The organism is Shewanella sp. SR43-8, from assembly GCF_014163775.1.
Classification (GTDB): Bacteria; Pseudomonadota; Gammaproteobacteria; order Enterobacterales; family Shewanellaceae; genus Shewanella; species Shewanella vesiculosa.
Genome location: NZ_JACJDX010000012.1, coordinates 77,694 through 98,955, shown reverse-complemented (window position 1 = coordinate 98,955; position 21,262 = coordinate 77,694). Strand labels below are relative to the sequence as shown.

Here is a 21,262-nt window from a genome sequence, read left to right as displayed (position 1 = left end):
ACATGAGATTAAAACAAATAAAACTTGCTGGATTTAAGTCGTTTGTAGACCCAACAAAAATCCCATTTGATAATGCCTTATCGGCCATTATTGGCCCTAACGGCTGCGGCAAATCCAATGTGATTGATGCTGTACGCTGGGTGCTGGGGGAAAGTAGTGCCAAGCATTTACGTGGCGATTCGATGACCGATGTTATTTTTAACGGTTCATCTTCGCGCAAGCCTATTTCAGTGGCTGGGGTAGAGCTTGTATTTGAAAATACCCAAGGACGACTTACTGGTCAGTACGCCAGTTATCAAGAAATATCGGTTAAGCGCCAAGTCAACCGCGATAGTGAATCAAGTTACTTTTTAAATGGTCAAAAGTGTCGTCGCAAAGACATTACCGACTTATTTATGGGGACCGGTCTTGGGCCACGAAGCTACGCAATTATCGAACAGGGGACGATTTCACGTTTAATTGAATCTAAACCTCAAGAGTTGAGAGTATTTATTGAAGAAGCCGCCGGTATTTCGCGTTATAAAGAACGCCGCCGTGAAACTGAAAATCGGATTCGTCATACCCGTGAAAACCTTGAACGTTTAAATGATATTCGGGTTGAGCTCGGCGCTCAGTTAGATAAATTATCGCAACAAGCTAAAGCGGCGTTGCGCTATCGCGAATTAAAACACAGCGAACGCCAGTTACATAGCCAGCTCCTCGTTATGCGCTATCAACAACTATTACAGCAAACCGACAAGCTCGACACCGAAACGGCTGCAGGTGAACTGAGAGCTGAGGCGTTAGCTAAAAATGCCCAGCAGGGCGATACCAGTGTTATTCAGCTGAAACAGCAATTGGCTGAACTCAGTGATGCCGAACATAAACTGGTTGAACAGTATTACCAAGCTGGCAATACCACCACCAAGCTTGAGCAACAGCTTGCGCATCAACAGCAACAAGATAACCAGCTGCAACAACAAATTCAGTCGTTACAACAGCAAGTTGAGCAAGCTGAGGAACATATTGTCAGGATGACTGACGTTCACCAGCAGTTAGTTGAACAAGTGAATACTCATCAACCCGCTTATGATCAGGCAAACCAGGCGCTTGAGCAGATCGATGAGCAGGTGTTTGCTATTGAAGAAGCTTGTGATGATCAGCAACGCCAGCTAACCCAGTATGCCGAAACCTTGGCGAGCAATAAAATGCAGTTGGCACTGAGTCAATCAACCCTCAGTCATCAACAGCAAAGTGTTCGGCAAGACGAGCAGCGTTTATCTCAATCTCAAAGCGAATTCGCTGCTTTGGCACAACAGAATAACCATCAAGAATTGCAACTCAGTGAGACCGAATTAGCCAAAGTTGATCAACAACTTACTGATAAACAGCTGCAACACAGTCAACTTAAATTGACCTTAGTTGAACGGCAGCAAGCTGTGACTGAAGCAAGCGAAACCTATCAAAAACTCAAGCAATCGGTGACTCATCATCATTCGCGCTTGCAGTTTATTGACGAGCTATTGGCTGAGCACACTCAAGATGAGGGTCAACAATTATGGCAAGTGATTGAGGTGATGCCCGGCTGGGACAAAGCGGTCGATAAAGTCTTACAAGGGTTAAGTCAGTTACCTATTTTAGCTGAGGACATAACGTCCTTGGTGGATGAAACCAGTCCAATCGTGGGGTTTGAACAGCAAGAAACCGTGGTTTATCCTGCTTTGACCACGCCGGTGAATTTAGCGCCTTGGTTACAACACGTGGTGTGGGCGACGAGTATGGCTGAAGCCAAAGTGTTATTGCCGACATTAGCCCCCGAACAATATATTGCCACCCAAGAAGGTTTTTTGATTGGCCATGGTTTTGTGCTTAATCATACTCAGTCGGGGCAATCAGCTATTGTGCTCAGCCAAGAGCGCTTAAGTTTAAGTCAGCAGCTAGCAGAACTTGAGCAACAGCAGGTATCGTCTCAGCAATCACTGACATCATTAACTCAACGGGCCGCAACTACTCAGCTAGAACTGAATCAATGCCAACAAGCCTGTCATCAGTTACAAATAGAGCAGACAAAACTGCACTCTTTGGTCACGAGTTTAACTCAGCAAGTCGCTGATAAACGTCAAAAGCAACAACAATATAGTCAGACTATAAGCAAACTTACTCAGCAAATAGACGATAAACACATACAAGTTGATGCGTTTGAAGAGCAGATCCTTATTCAAGAAGAAGCATTGTTACAGGCAATGAATCAACACGAGCTGGCCCAACAAGCTTGGCAAACGAGTCAAGCTAAGCTTCGAGAAACCAAAGCTATTCGCTCTGATGCTGCTAATCGTGTTAAGCACCAGCAAGCACAAGTGCAACAGCATGTCACTGAACAAGCATTGAGCGAGCAAAAATTAAAGCAAAAGCATCAAAAAAAGACTGAATTAATCAACCAATTGACTCAGTTACAACAAATGTTACTCGACAATCAGCAGCAACGCGGTCAACATGATTTGAGCCAACTTTCAACTCAGTTAGCTCAAGTACTCGAGCAGCAGCAAGCTCTGCAGCAGCAATTACAGCATAATCGTTCTCAACAAGCAGAGCTGCAAACCAGCTTAGACAGTTTAGTATTGATGCAAAAACAACAGCTTGTAGTGCTACAGGACTTGACTCAAAAGATAAGCGCGTTAAAGTTACGTCGTGAAGGTTTAAAAGGGCAGGCCAATGGTCAGCTGCAATTACTCCAAGAACAGCAAATCCAGCTGCAACAAGTGATTGCCGACATGCCAGAGCAGGCATCTATTGACGCTTGGTCGCAACAGCTTGAAAAAGTGAAACAGAACATTTTACGTCTTGGTGCCATCAACCTTGCAGCCATTGAAGAATTTGAATCGCAACGAGAGAGAAAAGCGTATTTAGACAGTCAGGATGACGACTTAAATAAAGGATTAGCGATATTAGAAGACGCTATCCGTAAGATAGATAAAGAAACCCGCAGTCGTTTTAAAGCAACATTTGAAACGGTAAATCATGATTTAGGTCTGCTATTTCCTAAAGTCTTTGGTGGCGGAAAAGCGTACTTGGCATTAACGGGTGATGACCTTCTCGAAACGGGGGTTACCATCATGGCGCAGCCGCCAGGTAAGAAGAATAGCACCATACATTTACTTAGTGGTGGAGAAAAAGCGTTAACCGCTTTATCATTAGTCTTTGCCATTTTTAGACTGAATCCAGCACCTTTTTGTATGCTAGATGAAGTTGATGCACCTTTGGATGACGCCAACGTCGAACGTTTTTGTCGGTTACTGAAAGAAATGTCACAAAGTGTGCAATTTATTTATATCAGTCATAATAAAATAACAATGGAAATGGCTGATCAACTTATTGGCGTTACTATGCATGAACCTGGCGTTTCAAGAATAGTCGCAGTGGACATTGAAGCCGCAGTCGCCATGGCTGACGCGGTATAAATTAGGAAGACAGGGAATCTATGAAAGATCTACAACTGGTGTTATTCGTATTAGGCGCAATCGCAATCATTGCGGTGTTAGTGCACGGTTTTTGGTCGATTCGTAAGCAACAACCTAAGTCAATGAAACAAAGTCCTATGGCTGGGTTTTATAAAGAACAAGCTAAACGTATCGACTCTGACGGTTTTGACGCCGATGGCATTGGCCCGGTGCGCGTGCGTAAACCTGGCGAGGTTGAAGAGACGGTCATTAAGCCGATATTAAAAACTAATTTAAGCCAAAAGCCTCATTCAAGTGATGCAAAGCTTTCCAACACACCCTTGCAAGACTCGCTCCGTCAGCCCGCGATTAAGCCATCTGAGCCTAGCCATGCTGAAGCTAAAACTGCGCAACCAACACAACAGACATTGTTTGTTGAAGATGATCTTCAAGCTGCTGTGACGTCAAGCGTATCAATGAATACGCCTAAAAAGATATTTAATCCTTCAACCAGTACAGCCAAGTTAGAAAGCTATACCGGTAAGCCTCTGGCAGCCAAAGCCGAACCCCATAAAGCAACGCAAATGGCAGAGCCAACACCTGCCGCTGAGATTAACCCTGAGGTTAAGTTAGACAATAACGCTAATTCAACTCAGGCAGCTGATGCCCCGGCTGATGAACCGCTAGAGCCGACCGATGTCTTAGTACTGCATATCGTGGCAAAAGAAGGTGAACAAATTCAGGGCGCTGAATTATTACCAAGTTTATTATCGCTTAATTTTAAATTTGGAGACATGGATATTTTTCATCGTCACATCGATAATGCTGGTACAGGTAAAGTACTGTTTTCTCTTGCCAACATGTTAAAGCCAGGCGTATTTGATCCAGATGAAATGGAGCAGTTTGTGACTCAAGGTGTGGTGTTATTTATGACCTTACCTGGATACGGCGATCCAATGATGAACTTTACCATTATGTTGAACTCGGCTTATCAAATTGCCGACGATCTCAATGCACAATTACTAGATGGACAACGTCAACCTTGGACCGATGGGACCAAAAAAGAGTATTTACGACGACTCAATGCGGCGTAGGTTGATGTTTTTATTAAGGCCGCAGCAGCGGCCTTAATTGTTTTATACCTGTTCATTTTTATAAGAAAATCACGGTTACAACTCGTATTACGGATACCACAATGCACGCTATTCAAACTGAAATGGATCAACTCACTCATACTATTAATCAGCATAATATTCGTTATTACGTTGATGATGCTCCGTCAATTCCCGATGCTGAATACGATAGATTAATTAAGCGCTTAACTGATCTAGAGCAAGAGTATCCGCAATTTAAGTCAGTTGACTCACCGACACAGCGAGTCGGTGGTATGGCCCTGCAAAAGTTTGCTCAAATTACCCACCTTAAACCAATGCTAAGCCTTGATAATGCTTTTGAACAAGCCGACTTTGCTGCCTTTAACAAGCGTATCACTGATAAAGTCGATAGCGTTGATTATGTCTGCGAACCCAAACTCGATGGTCTCGCGGTGAGTATTACTTATCGTTTGGGTCTGTTTGAGCGAGCAGCAACACGGGGTGACGGCAGTGTCGGTGAAGACATTACTGAAAATGTGCGCACTATCCGTTCCATTCCTCTTAAATTACGTGGTGAAGGATTTCCCGATCTTGTTGAGGTGCGTGGCGAAGTGTTTATGCCTAAAGCAGCGTTTGAGGCATTAAACCAACGTCAAATCAGCAAAGGTGACAAAGTGTTTGTGAATCCGCGTAATGCGGCTGCAGGGAGTTTACGCCAGTTAGACAGTAAAATTACCGCTGCACGCGCACTAGGGTTTTATGCTTATGCACTCGGTGTGGTTGAAGGTGAATCACAACCGATGCAAACCACTCATTTTGGTCAGTTAACACAGCTAAAACAATGGGGGATACCGGTTAGCAATGAAGTGAAAGTGACTGAGTCATTGGAGCAAGTGTACGCCTATTATGCTGACATTATGGCCAGACGCACTGCACTTGAATATGAAATCGATGGCGTAGTCATCAAGGTTAACGACATTGCTAAGCAGCAAACTCTTGGGTTTGTCGCTAAAGCCCCTCGATGGGCCATAGCCTATAAATTTCCTGCTCAAGAAGAAATGACTTTGCTGGAGTCGGTCGACTTTCAGGTCGGCAGAACTGGCGCCGTGACCCCGGTAGCCCGTCTAAAACCAATATTTGTTGGTGGCGTGACGGTATCAAATGCTACCTTGCATAATGCAGATGAAATCGCTCGCCTTGGGGTTAAGATTGGCGACACTGTGATCATTCGCCGCGCTGGCGACGTTATCCCACAAATTGTTGCGATAGTCCCAGAGCAGCGCCCTGATGATGCCCGAGATATTGTGTTTCCACTGCATTGTCCTGTTTGCCAAAGTATTGTTGAGCGTTTAGAGGGCGAAGCCGTTGCGCGTTGCAGTGGTGGTTTATTTTGTGAAGCGCAACGTAAAGAAGCGATCAAGCATTTTGCCTCACGTAAAGCGTTAAATATTGATGGTATGGGCGATAAAATTGTCGAGCAACTTATTGATAAAGAATTAGTTAAAACCCCTGCCGATTTATTTACCCTAACGGCTTCTGCGGTGACCATGTTAGATCGCATGGCAATGAAGTCGGCGACCAATATCGTGGCTGCAATTAAAGATGCTAAAACCACTACCTTGGCGCGTTTTTTATATAGCCTAGGTATTCGAGAAGTCGGTGAAGCAACCGCAGCTAATTTGGCACAACACTTCGCTGATTTTGAACTAATCCGCAGTGCCAGTGTGGAACAGTTACTTGAGGTGGCAGATGTTGGTGACATTGTTGCAAAGCACATTCGTCAATTTTTTGCTCAGCCACACAATATCGAAGTAATACAACAATTGCTTGCTGCGGGTATTACTTGGCCGGTTATAGAACAAGCCGATGAGTCACAATTAAGCCTAAAAGGTCAAACATGGGTATTAACTGGCACATTGACTCAACTTAATCGTAATGATGCTAAAGCCCAATTACAGGCCTTAGGTGCAAAAGTGGCCGGCAGTGTGTCTAAGAATACCGATTGTGTTGTTGCTGGTGAAGCTGCTGGCTCTAAGCTTGCTAAAGCACAGGAGTTGGGGGTTAAGGTCATCGACGAGCAAGGTTTGCTGGATTTACTCAATGGATCAAACTAACCGAACTGATATTGATATTATTAAAGATGTTTTATTTATACTTGTGACAGCCGATAAGAGGCTATTGTGAATTTTAGTAATATTACTTGGCTTGATGATCGCGGTCATATTAAACCACCGTTGTTTTTGTATTTAATCTTAGTTTTTTTAGCCCGCGGTTGGTGTATTTTTATCGCCTCACTCACTCAGTTTAATGACCGCGCGGGTTTAGTTCGGTTGTTTTATCCTGAAAAAAGCGACTTTGTCTTAGCATTAATTGCTGGCGTTGGCGCCGTGTTGCTTTATGGACTTATTATTGCCGAACGAAAACGCAGTTGGCCGATACTCATTCCACTGTTTAAGAACAGTGGTTGGTTTTTATGGGCATTGCTTATCCTTGATGGCATATTTTTATTCCAGCGGATGATGCACGATGACTTTTTGTTTAAAATTGGCTATTCAATTGACGCACTTTTTCTTTTTTGGTCAGTGATTTATGTATTAAAGTCAAAACGATTATACTACTACTTTGCCGATTGGACTGAAGATGAGACCGAGGCGCAAGTTGCAACGTCATCAATAGATGAGAGTAAACAAGATACGAAATAATGTACGCCTAGGCATAAATGCACTATATTTGATCATCACCAAAGGTAAAGATGTAAGACCTTGATACACATAAGTCTATTTGTGAAAATGTCAGTGTAACAATGGCACTTTCATTACCGCCATCATTCGGCGAATGTGAAAAGGATCGATATTTTGGCTAAAGCAGAATTACTAAAAATACCTGTTTCGCAAATGGTGCTCGGGTTAACCGTTAAGCTGCCTTTATCTTGGACTAGCCATCCTTTTTTCCGCAGTAAAGTTAAGCTTGAAAAACAAATCCAAATTGAGATGATAAAAGGTCTCGATTTGTCATACGTTTATGTGATTGAAGGTCATGATTTATTGCCGCAAATTGCAGAGCCTGAAGACATCGAATTACCTGAAGAAGTGGTTGATGAAGAAATCGATTATCGGCCATTAGCAAAAAAGAGTATGCGCGTTAGCCAACAACATTTTCTTAAATCAGTTAATGATAGTCGAACCGTGTTTGGCAAAATCGTTAGCGATCCTGAAGGTGCTTATCGGGAAGCGGCCACTTTAGTCGAAGATTTAGTTGATCATTTGTATGAAAGCGAAACCCCTCATTTAACCTTAGTGGGCAGCGGTGAAACCGATATCAGCGTCACACAGCACGGTATTTCAGTGGCGGTTATTTCTATGCTGATTGCTCATACTTTATTACTGACTAAAAGTGAGGTGCGTGACATTGCATTAGGCAGTTTGTTTCATGATATCGGTAAACTCAAAGTGCCTGAAACCATTAGGCGCAAGCGGGGTGAATTAACCGATCACGAAAGTAACTTTTTGAAAATGCATCCTAACTTTGGTTATGACATTCTTAATCGAACCGGATTGTTTCCTGAAGCCATGCTGGATATTGTGCTGCATCATCACGAGTTTATTGATGGCAGTGGATTTCCTAATCATTTAACCGAAGCAAAAATTTTACAGACAACCCAAATAGTGTCTTTGGCCAATAGTTATGAAATCCTTTTACATCAACATCAGAGTCCACAAATTGCATTGGGCATATTATTTAAAACTCAAAGCAGTAAGCATAGTAACAATTTGATTTCGGTGTTAGTTAAAATATTAGGTATTTATCCACCAGGCACAATAGTGCGCTTAACCGACGATAATATTGCCAAGGTGATGATGACGACTACCGATGTCAAACAACCTCATGTATGGTCCTGCCATGACAGCGGTTCAGAGCCAAGCTTTCGATTTTTAATTGATGAAGATGTGCAAATAAAAGAAGTCATTAAGCTAGAAGACTTATCAGAAGGCGCGATTAAAACATTACAAGCTAACAGCCCAATCAGCTTTTATTTTAACCACTTTAATCACTAATACATCACCTAGTTACACTGAGAACACATGAATACAATTACCATTATCGGATGTGGTTGGTTTGGTTTCCCACTAGCCACACAGTTAGTTAAACAAGGTTTCAAGGTAAAAGCTTCAAAGCGTGATCCTGATGATTTAGCTCAGTTACAGCAAGCGGGTATCGAGGCTTATCAACTCGATTTGGCCCATATTATTGCTGATGCAAAACACTCATCTTTATTCGATGCCGATGCTATCGTGATTAATATACCGCCTGGACTAAGGCGCGGTGATACTGACTATCTTGCTTATTTAACTCAATTGAAAAACTTTATCGGTGAACGCCAATACCAAAAAGTGATTTTTATTAGTACGACAGGGGTTTATCCGTCGCTAGATCAAACCGTCACCGAACATGATGCGGCGGTATTTAATGATAGCAGTGATATTTTATTACAAGCAGAAGCGATATTTTCTGCAATGCAAAACAGCTGTATTGTGCGATTTTCAGGCTTAGTTGGACCTAAACGTCATCCTGGACGTTTTTTTGCGGGTAAAACCGATGTGAGTGGTGCCAATGTTGCGGTAAATTTAGTGCATTTAGATGACTGTATTGCTGCCGTTAGCTTGATTTTGTCACGTAAAGATACCTCAGCTATTTATAATCTTACTGCAAATGAGCATCCTACTCGCGGTGAATTTTATGTTGCTGCGACCGAGCATCTGGGATTAATTGCGCCGCAGTTTAATCAACAGGAACAACCCAGTAAAATTATCGACGGTCAATTAATCAGCCATCAGTTAGGCTTTGAATATGCCTTTAGTAGTCCATTTAAAATGCTTGATGCTTGCTAAACTGGCATAGGCTATAATAACCGATATATTTTGATAAAAAGGCGATTATTGTGACGACTCAAACTCAAGCGTTTGCATTACTTCAAGGTGATGAATTCGTAGAACTGTACAAAGTACTCAAAGTACTTGGTTTAGTTAACGGTGGTGGTGAAGCAAAGCATGTCATTACCGAAGGTCAGGTTACCGTTAATGGTGAAGTTGATACGCGTAAACGTAAAAAGTGTGTTGTTGGCGATATGGTGTCGTTCAATGGTACAACAATTGAAATTGTTCCAGCAGAGTAAGGATTGATAAATGCAATTCCCAGAAGATGATAATGGCCAAATGTTGGCAGCAATGGCGGATGCCGGTATTGATCTTACTAAGTCAATAGAAGTCGATTTCTTCTTAGTGTTTGATGACCAACGTGATGCAGAGTCAGCGTTAGAGGCATTAAGCCAAACCGATATGCAAGGCGAGCTTGAGCTAAATTTTGATGAAGAAAACACTAAGTGGGAAGTGATTGTTTGCTTGCAAATGGTGCCAGAATACGCGGCACTGGTTGGTAAAGAGACCGAGTTAAATAGCTTTGCGCAAGAATTTGACGGTATTTCTGATGGTTGGGGCGTAATGCAAAATCAAGGTGGCGATGATGAATTTGCAGATGACGACCATGTACACGGTGAGCATTGTAAACACTAATATCGCCATTTAGTCATGATTAAAAATTGAATTGTCCAATTCAAAAAAAGCCGTTAATGCCCCGCATTAACGGCTTTTTCTTAGTTTATACAACGGAATTTAGTCATCTTCTTTTATGTCATTAATGACTTCTTTAGTTTCGTGACCAATGGCCTTTACGGCATCGCGCGTACCGTGACCGATTGCTGTGGTCACTTTTTTTGTGGTGTGACCGATTTCTTTGCCAGTGTGTTTTAATTCAGCGCAAGCTGACAAGCCAAGAAGCAGGTTGATCGACACCAGTATTACGACGACTTTTTTACACATTGTGGTGGCCTTATCAATAATCTAATATTAAATGTATCATCAGTTAACGATATTGCTATTTCAGCATAACGGGCTTGATGATTAAAGGGTAAAATCATGAATTTAAATGCCACATTGATTGGCCAAATTATTTTCGTTCTAACCTTGGTTGTGGTGTTTTTCACCTTAAAGTTTGCCAAAGGTAAAACCACTAATTTACCGCTTGTCGGATTTTATGCCTTAGTGTTAAACATTGTTTTTGCTCCAGCAGGTTGGATATATTGCTGGTATTGGTCAACAAAGCCAACTCTTTAATCAACAAACGGCTTGTTAACTACGATTAAGGGTAATGTCCGACACATAACCATGCTCAGTAGCGATTAAAGCTTGCTTAAGCATTGTGGCTGCTTCTGCTGCAGTCATAAAGCTTGAGGTATCGATGTCTTTGCCACTGGTTTGCCAAAAGTCGGTTGCCATGCCTCCGGGATAAACGGCAACTAATTTCATGGGACTGTCTTTTAATTCTAGTCGCAAGGATTCAAGCAACCCTTTTACCGCCCACTTAACCGCACAATAGGTTGACTCATTTGCTTTGCCAGCCTGCGCTGCCGTCGACATGACTACAACAACCGTCACCTTGTGATGACGATAACGACTTACGAGCTCTCGTAACAGTAAAATGCTTGAGGTGAGGTTATTGTTAATTAGTTGATTAATCGCGTGCGGAGATTGTTGTTCAATTGGGCCAAAGTAACCACTACCTGCACAATGAATTACCCGACTGGGCGGCGTCGATAAACGCGAAAATAAATCACTAACATCCTGCGCTACACATAAGTCTGCTGCGTGAGCGGTTACATTAGCTTGCTCAAGTGGGGCTAAGTCTGCCATGACATTAGCCAATTTTTGCTGGCTGCGACCAGTGATCAACAGACTGTGCTTTTCTGCAGCGTAAAGATGGGTCAATGCGGCACCTAAGCCGCTGCTCGCGCCGGTAATAACAATCATAATAAAGCCTTCAGCTAGTGTTCATTAGGTCGGCTACTATATCAATGCACAACTGAAGCGCAAAGTGCCAGTGTCCTAAAACGATAATCAATGCAAACATTGAGCTGTTTGATAATCATTTATTTATGCGAGTAGCGATTAGTTAAGTTAAATCGAATAAATAACTCGGAACGCTTTGTATTTTGACGTTAAAGATTGTCTAATAACGCCTTATTATTGTCTTACTGACTTCACATTTGTTGCCATTATAGAGAACTTTCATGTTTGAACTCACGCTCCAACTCGGCGTTATTTTGTTTGCTGTTGCTTTAATTGCAGGTTTTATTGACGCAATAGCTGGTGGGGGCGGTTTACTCACCATTCCGGCATTGATGTGGGCTGGGCTGCCGCCAGCAGCGGCTTTAGGCACCAATAAGTTACAAGCCTGTGGTGGGAGTTTTTTTGCAAGTCTATATTTTGTCCGTAAAGGCTTGGTCGATTTACGCAGTATAAAACTGTCGTTGATTTGCGCTTTTATCGGTGCCTCAATTGGCACCATATTAGTACAAATGATCGACGCGAAACTGTTAGAGGTAGTGTTACCTTTTTTGATTTTAGCCATTGGTTGTTATTTTTTATTGTCTAAAAAAATCAGTGAGCAAGACCGCCAACAAATTCTCACGCCAAGCGTATTTGCATTTACTGCTGCATTAGGCGTTGGCTTCTATGATGGTTTTTTTGGCCCAGGTACTGGGAGCTTTTTTGCTTTGGCATTTGTCTCATTAGCCGGTTTTGGTTTAGCTAAAGCCACTGCGCATGCAAAACTGCTCAATTTTGCCACGAACATTGCTTCGCTCATTTTCTTCTTAATTGGTGGTCAAGTGGCGGTGATATTAGGATTAATTATGCTGGTAGGCCAGGCCATTGGTGCCACATTAGGCTCACGCCTTGTGGTCACTAAAGGAGTTAAAATTATTAAACCTTTGGTGGTGATCATGTCATTGGGAATGAGCGGTAAATTATTGTGGTCGCAATATATGTGATCGTAATAGCGGCAATTCGGGTTTACTCACGCCATTATTAAGCGTTTTTGATTAAAAGGGATGTTATGCGCATTATTCACACATCAGATTGGCACCTCGGCCAATATTTTTATGGCAAAAGCCGCGCAGCCGAGCATCAAGCTTTTATGGCATGGTTACTTGAGCAAATCGACCTTCATCAAGTTGATGCCGTTATTGTTGCGGGCGATATTTTCGATACTGGCACGCCGCCAAGCTATGCCCGCGCCTTATATAATCAATTCATTGTTCAAATTCAACAAACAGGTTGTCAGCTAATTTTACTGGGTGGTAATCACGATTCAGTATCAACCTTAAATGAATCTAAAAATCTGTTAGCCTGCCTTAATACCGTGGTTATCCCAGGGGCTCTTGAACGTGTTGAAGAGCATGTCTTTACTCTCAATAATCGCATGGGTGAAGTAGGAGCTATTTTATGTGCGTTACCTTTTTTACGCCCACGAGATGTGGTGTTAAGTGAATCTGGTGAATCTTCAATCGATAAACAACGCAAATTAGGTGATGCCATTAGTGAGCTCTATCAAAGTTGTTTTGAGCAAGCAAAGCTTGTTAATACAAGGCTGGCAACACCAGTGCCTATTATTGCGACCGGCCATTTAACCACTGTTGGTGCAAGTACTTCTGAATCCGTACGTGATATTTATATTGGCAGTTTAGATGCTTTTAACGCGGCACTTTTTCCGGCAGCAGATTACATTGCCTTAGGCCACATTCATCGGCCACAAGTGGTGGCGAAATCTGCCCATATTCGTTATAGCGGCTCACCTATTGCACTCAGTTTCGATGAGCTATCAAGCGACAATACGCCAAATAAATCGGTATTTCTGGTTGAGTTTAACCATGCCGCACTCAGCCAGGTTACGCCGTTGCTTGTACCCATTTTTCAGCCGATGCAGGTGCTCAAAGGCGACTTAGACAGTATTGAACAACAGATAAGTGCATTTGCTGTGCAAGCCGATGCCACAACCATGACTTGGTTAAGCATTGAAGTCTCGCAGCAAGATTACCTCTCAGATCTGCAATCGCGTATCGCCGACATGACTCAAGGTCAAGCGGTTGAGGTATTGCAATTAAAACGTGCCCGTAGCCAACGTCAACAACATATTAAACAGTTAGATAATGAAACCTTATCTGAGTTAAGTGTTGATGAGGTCTTTGCTCGACGTTTAGCCCAAGAAACATTTGACAGTGAGTTGCAGCAGGCGCAGTTAGGTCGCATTAAGCAGCGCTTTAGCCAAGTGGTTGCTGAGGTTGAGTCTGAGCGACATACTCAAGAAACCGCTGCAAGTCATGTGTTGCAAGAGACTATGTCTCATCAGGTTAACACTGAGGTTGTTACACAAAGTGCGACAGACGGTGAACAGTCATGAAAATTTTAAGCCTTCGTTTTAAAAATATTAACTCGCTTAAAAATGAGTGGAAAATCGACTTTACCCAATCACCTTTTGCTGAAAACGGTTTATTTGCCATTACTGGGCCCACAGGTTCGGGTAAAACCACCATACTGGATGCTATTTGCTTAGCGCTTTACCATCGCACGCCACGGTTAAATAATATCTCTAAAACCACTAATGAGTTAATGACGCGCGGCACCGCTGAATGTTTAGCCGAAGTTGAGTTTGAAGTTAAAGGCGTTGCTTATCGTGCTTTTTGGAGTCAAAGGCGCTCGCGTGATAAAGCCGATGGTAATCTGCAAGATGCACAAGTGGAGCTGGCACAGCTAAGTGACGGTAAAATTCTTGCTAGCCAAATAAAGCGTAAAACAGAATTAATTGAACAAATTACTGGGCTCGACTTTGCTCGTTTTACCAAATCAATGATGTTGTCTCAAGGGCAGTTTGCGGCTTTTTTGAATGCCGATGCCAATGATCGTGCTGAATTGTTAGAAGAGCTCACCGGCACCGAAATTTATGGACTGATCTCAGAACGAGTTCACCAGCATTTTAGCGAAGCCAAAACCAATTTGAAATTGCTCGAGGCAAAACTTGGCAGTGTCGAGTTGTTTGATCAACAGCAAATACAGCAACACAAAGACCAGATTGAACAATATAGCCAAACCTTGCAGCAGCAACAATTACAGCTGACTCAATTAAGTCAGTTTATTACCTGGGCCAATAGTTCTGAGCAAGCCCAGCAGTCATTAGCTAAGCTTGAGGCTGAGCAGCAACAGGCGCTAACGAATCAGCAACAACACAGTGACGCGTTAATGCAATTACAGCGCAGTGAACCTGCGCAGCAGATTTTGCCATTATTTGAACAACAGCAGAAAACGCACGAAAAAGCGCAACTATTAACGGCGCAGTTGAGTGAATTAAACCAACAAACCGAGCAAGCTGAAACGCTACTGCAAGAGCATAAACATAAGCAGACTCAAAGCCTACTACAGCTTGAAAATGTTAATCAGGCACATAACGTTTTACTGGCATTAATTGATGAGCAAGTGTTGCCGTTGGATCAGCAGATCCATCAACACAATTATCAATTAAACCACATTAAATTAACTCATCAACAAACCCATGAGCAGCAACAAAAGACGCGCGAGCAACAACAAGATTTATTAGTGCAGCAACAGACATTGACCGCCGCAAAGCAACACATTCAGCAACAGCTCGAGAGTTTGCCACAAGGCCAGGAAGTGGCTAAAAAGTTTGCCGCTTGGCAAAACCAGTACACACAAGTTGTGCAACTTAGCGAGCAGCTGAGCCAGATTAATAGCCTATGTAAGCAGCAACAAGATGCGATTAAGCACAATCAGGTGAAGCTAGGGGCGTTCACGCCACAAATACAACAAGCTCAAACTGAGCTTGCTCAAGCAAGATCACAGCAAGAAGACAGCCAAAAAGCATTAGCAGCATTATTGGCCGGCCAAGATGAAGCACAAATTAATGCTGATTATCAGCAACTGATTGAGCAGCAAGCGGGACGCTATCAATTAACCCAGTTGTTGAGCCAATTTATCCGCCAGCAACAGCAATGCCAGCAGTTAACTGCTGATTCGGTGCAATTTGAGACTGAGTTGCAAGCTCTGGTGCAGTCTCTTTCTGGGGTAAGAAGCCAGTGGAGTGATAAAAATCAGCAAGTTAAAGATGTGCAAATGTTATTGCACCAAGAACAGCAAATTGCCAGTTTAACCATAGAGCGTGCCAAACTTAAAGCCGGTGAGCCTTGTGCTTTATGCGGTTCAACCGAGCATCCGTTAGTTGAGCGCTACCAAACACTCAATGTGTCAGCGACAGAACAAAGAGCACAACAGTTGCAGGCTGAGCTTGACGCTATTAAACAACAAGGTGAGCAACTTAAACATCAACAAACGGCGCTGCAAATTAATTATGACAATACGCAACAACAGTTAACTCAAACTCAAGCAGACATCCAAGCCATAGTTCATCAGTGGCAGCAGCAAACAGAGGCTTTATCAATATCTCTTGAATTGGATTTGCAGCAGCAGTCCGCATTAAGCGATTACATCGACCAAACTGAAACCAAGCAACAGCAATTAGCGCTCACAATCTCTCAGCTTAGCCAATGTCAAAAAACCTTACACAAGCATCAGCAGTATGTGGTGCAAGCTCAACAAGCGCTTACTGAGTTGATTAATCAGCAAGCGCTGTTACAACAACAGCTTGATAACTTGCAGCAAGGTTTACTCACTCATCAGCAGCAAGTGGAGACGGTGACTGCGCAGCAAACGTCATTACTCAACGGGCTTGAAAAACAGATTATCGCCACAGGGTTAGCGGCGCCGACAATAGCCGATGCCGTAGATTGGCTAAACCAGTTACAACAGCAACTCGAGCTTTGGACTCAAGCGCAGCAGCAGGCAAATGATAATCAGCAGCAATTGAGTATTACGGCTGAAAAGCTCATGGCCAATAATCTGCAAGCGGACGATTTGAGTACAAGGTTAAGTGCAGTGACAGAGCAATTCGATAATGCACAACAGCAGCTTCGCAACCTACAGGCACAACGTAAGCTTATTTTTGCAGATAAAGTGATTGAGGATGAAAAACAACTAAGCCAAACAGCATTAGAGCAAGCTCAGCAACAATTAGCGACAGTACAGCAGCAATTACAAGCAGCGGATAAACATCTTGCTAGCTTAAGTGCGCAGCAAAGCGCCACACAAACTCAGACAACACAAGTTAATCAAGAATGGCAGCAATTACACCGCCAATGGATGAGTGCCTTACAAGCTAGTCCATTTGATGATCAACATGCTTTTGAGCAAGCGTTACTTAGCGCCGATGAACGTTATCGATTGCAACAACTTAAACAACAATTAGACAATGAAATTGTTAAAGCCAAAACCTTGGTTGAGCAGGCCGTTGCGCGCCAAACTGAGTTGATGCAGCTTGGGCAACAACATCGTTATGATTTAGCCCAACAAGGTGAAATATTACAGCAGCATCAGACGCTCGATTCAGAGCATCAACAATTAACCCAAACTTTGTGGCGCTTAACGCACGAGCTAGAACTTGATGCCAGTAGGCGAGAAGGGCAGCAGCAACTGTTAAAACAGCAGGCACAATCACAGCAAGTTTATGACGATCTTGCCTATTTGCATGCTCTCATCGGCTCACAAAAAGGCGATAAGTTCCGCAAATTTGCTCAAGGGCTTACTTTAGATCATTTAGTGGCGTTAGCTAATCGACAGCTTGAACGTCTCCAGGGCCGTTACTTATTAGAGCGCAAAGAGTCGGATGCATTAGAGTTACAAGTGCTCGATACCTGGCAAGGTGATGCAGTTCGCGATACCCGAACCTTGTCCGGCGGTGAAAGCTTTTTGGTTAGCCTAGCGCTTGCGTTAGCGCTATCTGACTTGGTAAGTCATAAAACGAGCATTGACTCACTGTTTTTAGATGAAGGCTTTGGTACCTTAGACAGCCAAACTCTAGATACCGCACTCGATGCATTAGATAATTTAAATGCATCGGGCAAAATGATAGGCGTGATTAGCCATATTGAAGCGATGAAAGAGCGGATCGACGTGCAGATAAAAGTGAATAAAATGAATGGTCTTGGCATAAGTAAATTACAGCATGAATTTGCGATTAACGGCAGTTGATCTACCTCAAACTCCCGTAATGACTGCCATTGAGTTCAAAATTAATATTAATTAAATAACATTTTATATTTGTAATATGATTTTTTTTTGATATAAAAGAGCGTTGAAATGCAATTTGAGTACAGAAGCCCGCGTTTTAAGCTGTTTTTACCGGACTGCGAAGTATCAAATATTAGGCCATATTGATGATAAAAATGACCTAAACGTAACGTGTTAGCTCATTTTATTCTCAGTATCGCAATAACAGTTTGCAGTAAAAGAAAAAACAATAAATATAAAACGTCATCTTTTAGGGTGGATTAGACATTGCTAATGAGTAAAATAATGGCCTTCCAACGGCCATCGGTAAGTCAATTAAACTTACCAAACTTGCACAAGAAATTCTTGCTAGCAAGCGTGTTTGTTGTCGGTGCCGCCTTATTATGGCCAACACAACAAGAGTTTTCATCTCAACGAATTCCCGTGGCTATTGATATCGATTCACTATTGCCACATATAGCTCAGCAAGACAGTACCTTGAAAATTGTTAAGCCGACATCGCCAATTTTAGACCGCGTGATCCAAAGTGGTGATACTTTAAGTCAGTTATTTGAGTTAGCCGGTATCGACCAACGAACCATGTACAAAGTCCTTGAGGCTGATTTAGAAGTGTTAGCGTTAGATACTTTGTTACCCGGTAACCGTATCCAGTTCTGGGATAACGCGAACGGCGAACTTGATAAGTTAGAGTTATATTTTAATCCTGCTCATCAAGTGGTTTTCACTCGTTTTGAAGATGGAACTTACGCTGTAAATGACATTAATATTGATGGTATTTGGCAAAATCGTATCGTCGGCGGCGAAATAAATGGTTCTTTTTATGTGTCAGCTAAAAAAGCCGGTTTAAGTGCTGCTGAAATTCAAAAAGTGGAGTCATTACTAAAGTCGAAATTAAACTTTTCACGCGAGTTACATGCAGGTGACACCTTTTCGGTTTTGGTAAATGATCAGTTCGTTGAAGGTGAACTAACGGGGATGACAACGATTGAAGGTATTAGGATTAATACCAGTCGTCGCGATATAACCGCATTTCAAAATACTGATGGCAACTATTACGACATCCAAGGCCAAAGTTTAACCCCAGCTTTTCAACGTGTACCGCTTAATAGACAATACCGTTTGAGTTCTCGCTTTAACCCTAATCGCAAACATCCTATTACAGGCCGCGTGCGTCCTCACAATGGTACCGACTTTGCAACTCCAATTGGTACTCCTGTTGTGGCTCCCGGTGATGGTGTGGTGACCTTGGTGACTAAGCATCCTTTTGCGGGTAACTATGTTGTGATTCAACACGATAATAAAGTCAGCACTCGCTACCTACATTTGTCGAAGTTTTTGGTTAAAAAAGGACAACGAGTGACTCGTGGTCAAGTGATTGCCCTATCGGGTAATACCGGTGCTTCAACAGGCCCTCATTTACATTATGAATTCATTGTAAATGGTCGTCCTATTGACGCGATGAAAGCTAATATCGCAGAAGCCAAAGTATTACCTAAAAAGCAATTGCAAGCCTTTCAAGCTTTGGTTAAAAGCCGAAGCATGATGATGGATTTAGGCTAATTAACCTCGATTAATCCACGCTATTTATCTCAATTGCTTAGCGTTAGTACAAAATAAAAATGCAGCCTGATGGCTGCATTTTGTTTTATTTCTTAAGTTTAATCATACACCGTATTTAGTTACGCTGATGTCATTATGCATGGGCATGTATTTCCTGGCCATTAGCAAATAGCCATTACAATATTGCCGCTAAACTGGCATTTTTTATGTTTGGTTGAGTCGTGTTCAGCTGAGTGGGTATTAGTTAAATGGGTTTGAAGCTTGTACCTTTATTACAGTCAATCACCTGCAGTGGGCTTATGTGCAGCTACTGCTTTAGGACGATTTGCACCATCCATGGCCGCTTATCGAAAACGTCCCTGTTTTCGATACCCTCAGCATCTACACTGGTTCATGCTATCTCTTCGATTTAGCTTCATTTGGTACGAATGTTAAGTTAACAGCTAACTTGGTTTTGCCTCGTTCCAAGTTAGGAATAACGTTCTATTTCATTTATGGGTCATCATTTCTCTTTAATAAAAAAGATCATAATTCCTCTGTAGCAAAGACCATTTATTGTTAATTTAATGAACATATTGGTTAACTGTTTTTATATACAGTTATAATAAGTTTTTAGGGCAAATTGAATGAGAATGATGAATAAGCAAACGAAAGTAGTATGGTGGAATAATCTCGTTACCCCTAAGTTGTTGATAGTTAGTTATTTAAAATAATTATCATTTTTTAGCCACTTTTATCGTGCAACCTCGATTTTTTTTATAGTTCAATAATAACTTATCGTTTTACATCAATAAGATAAAAAATGTAGGATGTTATTAATCAATAACTTGAACAGCCGACTTTATCGGGCGTGCCGTTCAATAAGCTGTTAGCCAAATGTCGTAATGGAGATACTGTGCAAGCCAACTTAGAAAAATTCAAAAAAGATTTGAAAGCCCTTTCTAAAAGGGGGGAGCTTTTGTTGCTGTCCATGCAGTATGACTGCCATCCGGAGGCGGTTGAGAAGGCCTATGGAAAGGATTTCGCCGATCTTAAAAAGGTGTTGCCGAAATTTGGCACTGACTATCAATCTTGGTATTCGGAATCGAAGGCTTTAATAAAGCAGCTTCTTCCCGACAGACTTGCTGATTTTTCTCGCCATTATGAGAAGCCCAAGCCACGAAAAGATATAAGTTACGAGAACTACCGAATTGAAGACTATCTTCAAGGTTTGAGAGTTACACGAGGCTGGGAGAAAGAGAAAGTAGTGGGACCTGATGCAGCTATTCCCCACTTAGAGCAGCAACTAGCTATCGTTAAAGCAGTGTCATCTCGGTTTGAGAGCTCACTGTTCGATATCCGCCAACTTGTACAGGCAGATTTGTTTGATTCAGAAATTGCAGCGTCTCAAGAGTTACTAAAGAGCGGTTTTTCCCGAGGTGCAGGTGCGGTAGCCGGAGTAGTATTAGAAAAGCACCTTGGTCAGGTGGCAGAAAACCACAACATCACCACTAGAAAGAAAAATCCAACGATTAGCGACTTTAATGACCTTTTGAAAGGCGCAGAAGTGCTAGATACGCCAGCGTGGCGCCAAATTCAGCGGCTTGGCGACATTCGAAATTTATGTGATCACAGTAAAGATCGCGAGCCAACCAAAGACGAGGTTCAGGAGCTCATAAGTGGTGTTGAAAAATTTACCAAAACACTTTTTTAAAAAGGCTAACAAGGCCATCAAATTTGCTCCCTTCGGTCGCCGGACGCTCGCGCCGTTTATGGCGGCGTTATTTGTGAATGACTATGGATTGGCGTCAAATGGAAGTCTTTAAAGGTATCGATCTCAATGATTCTTTCGTTTTAGATTGGGGTTTTGAGAATAACTGTCTGTGCTTTGAGCTGGAGGCCAGCATTTGGCCAGAGTCCAAATATTATGTTGAGCCAAAGCTAAATGAATATACGTGTTACCGAAAAGCAATACTTCAATTCACTAATGCAGTTTCTGTATCTGGTTTAAAGCCCAAATCAGCTGTAATGTCATCAACTGATCCAGACGGTTCAATTGATTATGGCAACATTGATACATTGCAGGTAGCCGACGGTGGATTTGAGCTTACCGGTAATTTTGGCAATATAAAAATATCTGGCGGGGAGCTTCGATTTGAAATTCACACATAACAATCTGCGTCAT

At 42.4% G+C, this 21,262-nt stretch carries 17 protein-coding genes; 15 read left to right on the top strand and 2 right to left on the bottom strand.

The window, feature by feature from the left end; translation table 11 throughout:
- Positions 1-2 precede the first annotated feature (2 nt).
- The 8 genes from H5114_RS16180 (at position 3) to H5114_RS16145 (ending at position 10,080) form a co-directional block, all read left to right on the top strand.
- The gene (locus tag H5114_RS16180; protein ID WP_182723472.1) at positions 3-3,437 is read left to right on the top strand and encodes a chromosome segregation protein SMC; all 3,435 of its coding nucleotides are present in this window, start codon (positions 3-5) and stop codon (positions 3,435-3,437) included.
- A 20-nt stretch (positions 3,438-3,457) separates the two neighbouring features.
- Positions 3,458-4,510, top strand: coding sequence for a cell division protein ZipA (gene zipA / locus H5114_RS16175; protein WP_182723471.1), 1,053 nt, complete (start codon positions 3,458-3,460; stop codon positions 4,508-4,510).
- Positions 4,511-4,611: 101 nt separating this feature from the next.
- Positions 4,612-6,624, top strand: a complete 2,013-nt coding sequence (gene ligA, locus H5114_RS16170; RefSeq protein WP_182723470.1) for an NAD-dependent DNA ligase LigA — start codon at positions 4,612-4,614, stop codon at positions 6,622-6,624.
- Positions 6,625-6,690: 66 nt separating this feature from the next.
- Positions 6,691-7,212 (top strand): DUF2919 domain-containing protein, encoded by a 522-nt coding sequence (locus tag H5114_RS16165; protein WP_124016123.1) that lies wholly within the window; start codon positions 6,691-6,693, stop codon positions 7,210-7,212.
- A 153-nt stretch (positions 7,213-7,365) separates the two neighbouring features.
- Positions 7,366-8,565, top strand: a complete 1,200-nt coding sequence (locus H5114_RS16160) for an HD-GYP domain-containing protein (protein ID WP_182723469.1) — start codon at positions 7,366-7,368, stop codon at positions 8,563-8,565.
- A gap of 27 nt (positions 8,566-8,592) precedes the next feature.
- Positions 8,593-9,399: an SDR family oxidoreductase gene (locus H5114_RS16155; RefSeq protein ID WP_182723468.1), complete on the top strand. Its 807-nt coding sequence runs from the start codon at positions 8,593-8,595 to the stop codon at positions 9,397-9,399.
- Positions 9,400-9,449: 50 nt separating this feature from the next.
- The gene (locus H5114_RS16150) at positions 9,450-9,683 is read left to right on the top strand and encodes an RNA-binding S4 domain-containing protein (protein ID WP_124016120.1); all 234 of its coding nucleotides are present in this window, start codon (positions 9,450-9,452) and stop codon (positions 9,681-9,683) included.
- Between the two features lie 10 nt (positions 9,684-9,693).
- Positions 9,694-10,080, top strand: coding sequence for a ribonuclease E inhibitor RraB (locus H5114_RS16145; protein ID WP_182698474.1), 387 nt, complete (start codon positions 9,694-9,696; stop codon positions 10,078-10,080).
- Positions 10,081-10,179: 99 nt separating this feature from the next.
- On the opposite strand, the gene H5114_RS16140 is transcribed toward H5114_RS16145, so the two are convergent.
- A complete protein-coding gene (locus H5114_RS16140; protein ID WP_182698473.1) occupies positions 10,180-10,386 on the bottom strand; it encodes a hypothetical protein in 207 nt (68 codons plus the stop codon).
- Positions 10,387-10,482: 96 nt separating this feature from the next.
- Between H5114_RS16140 and H5114_RS16135 the strand changes: the two genes are divergently transcribed.
- Positions 10,483-10,680 carry a hypothetical protein gene (locus H5114_RS16135; RefSeq protein WP_124016117.1) on the top strand — a complete coding sequence of 66 codons (198 nt, stop codon included), beginning with the start codon at positions 10,483-10,485 and terminating at the stop codon, positions 10,678-10,680.
- Between the two features lie 15 nt (positions 10,681-10,695).
- On the opposite strand, the gene H5114_RS16130 is transcribed toward H5114_RS16135, so the two are convergent.
- On the bottom strand, positions 10,696-11,373 hold the full coding sequence (locus tag H5114_RS16130) for an SDR family NAD(P)-dependent oxidoreductase (protein ID WP_182723467.1): 678 nt from the start codon (positions 11,371-11,373) through the stop codon (positions 10,696-10,698).
- A gap of 260 nt (positions 11,374-11,633) precedes the next feature.
- Between H5114_RS16130 and H5114_RS16125 the strand changes: the two genes are divergently transcribed.
- The 6 genes from H5114_RS16125 to H5114_RS16100 all read left to right on the top strand — a co-directional run bounded on the left by H5114_RS16125 (position 11,634) and on the right by H5114_RS16100 (position 21,249).
- Positions 11,634-12,395, top strand: a complete 762-nt coding sequence (locus H5114_RS16125) for a TSUP family transporter (RefSeq protein WP_124016115.1) — start codon at positions 11,634-11,636, stop codon at positions 12,393-12,395.
- Positions 12,396-12,460: 65 nt separating this feature from the next.
- Positions 12,461-13,804, top strand: a complete 1,344-nt coding sequence (gene sbcD / locus H5114_RS16120; protein WP_182723466.1) for an exonuclease subunit SbcD — start codon at positions 12,461-12,463, stop codon at positions 13,802-13,804.
- The gene (locus H5114_RS16115; protein WP_182723465.1) at positions 13,801-17,499 is read left to right on the top strand and encodes an AAA family ATPase; all 3,699 of its coding nucleotides are present in this window, start codon (positions 13,801-13,803) and stop codon (positions 17,497-17,499) included. Before sbcD ends, H5114_RS16115 begins: the two co-directional genes overlap by 4 nt.
- A 312-nt stretch (positions 17,500-17,811) precedes the next feature.
- Positions 17,812-19,098, top strand: a complete 1,287-nt coding sequence (locus tag H5114_RS16110; protein ID WP_182723464.1) for a peptidoglycan DD-metalloendopeptidase family protein — start codon at positions 17,812-17,814, stop codon at positions 19,096-19,098.
- 895 nt (positions 19,099-19,993) lie between these two features.
- Complete coding sequence (locus tag H5114_RS16105; RefSeq protein ID WP_182723463.1) at positions 19,994-20,791, top strand: hypothetical protein; 798 nt, start codon at positions 19,994-19,996, stop codon at positions 20,789-20,791.
- Between the two features lie 83 nt (positions 20,792-20,874).
- On the top strand, positions 20,875-21,249 hold the full coding sequence (locus tag H5114_RS16100; RefSeq protein ID WP_182723462.1) for a hypothetical protein: 375 nt from the start codon (positions 20,875-20,877) through the stop codon (positions 21,247-21,249).
- Positions 21,250-21,262: the final 13 nt, after the last annotated feature.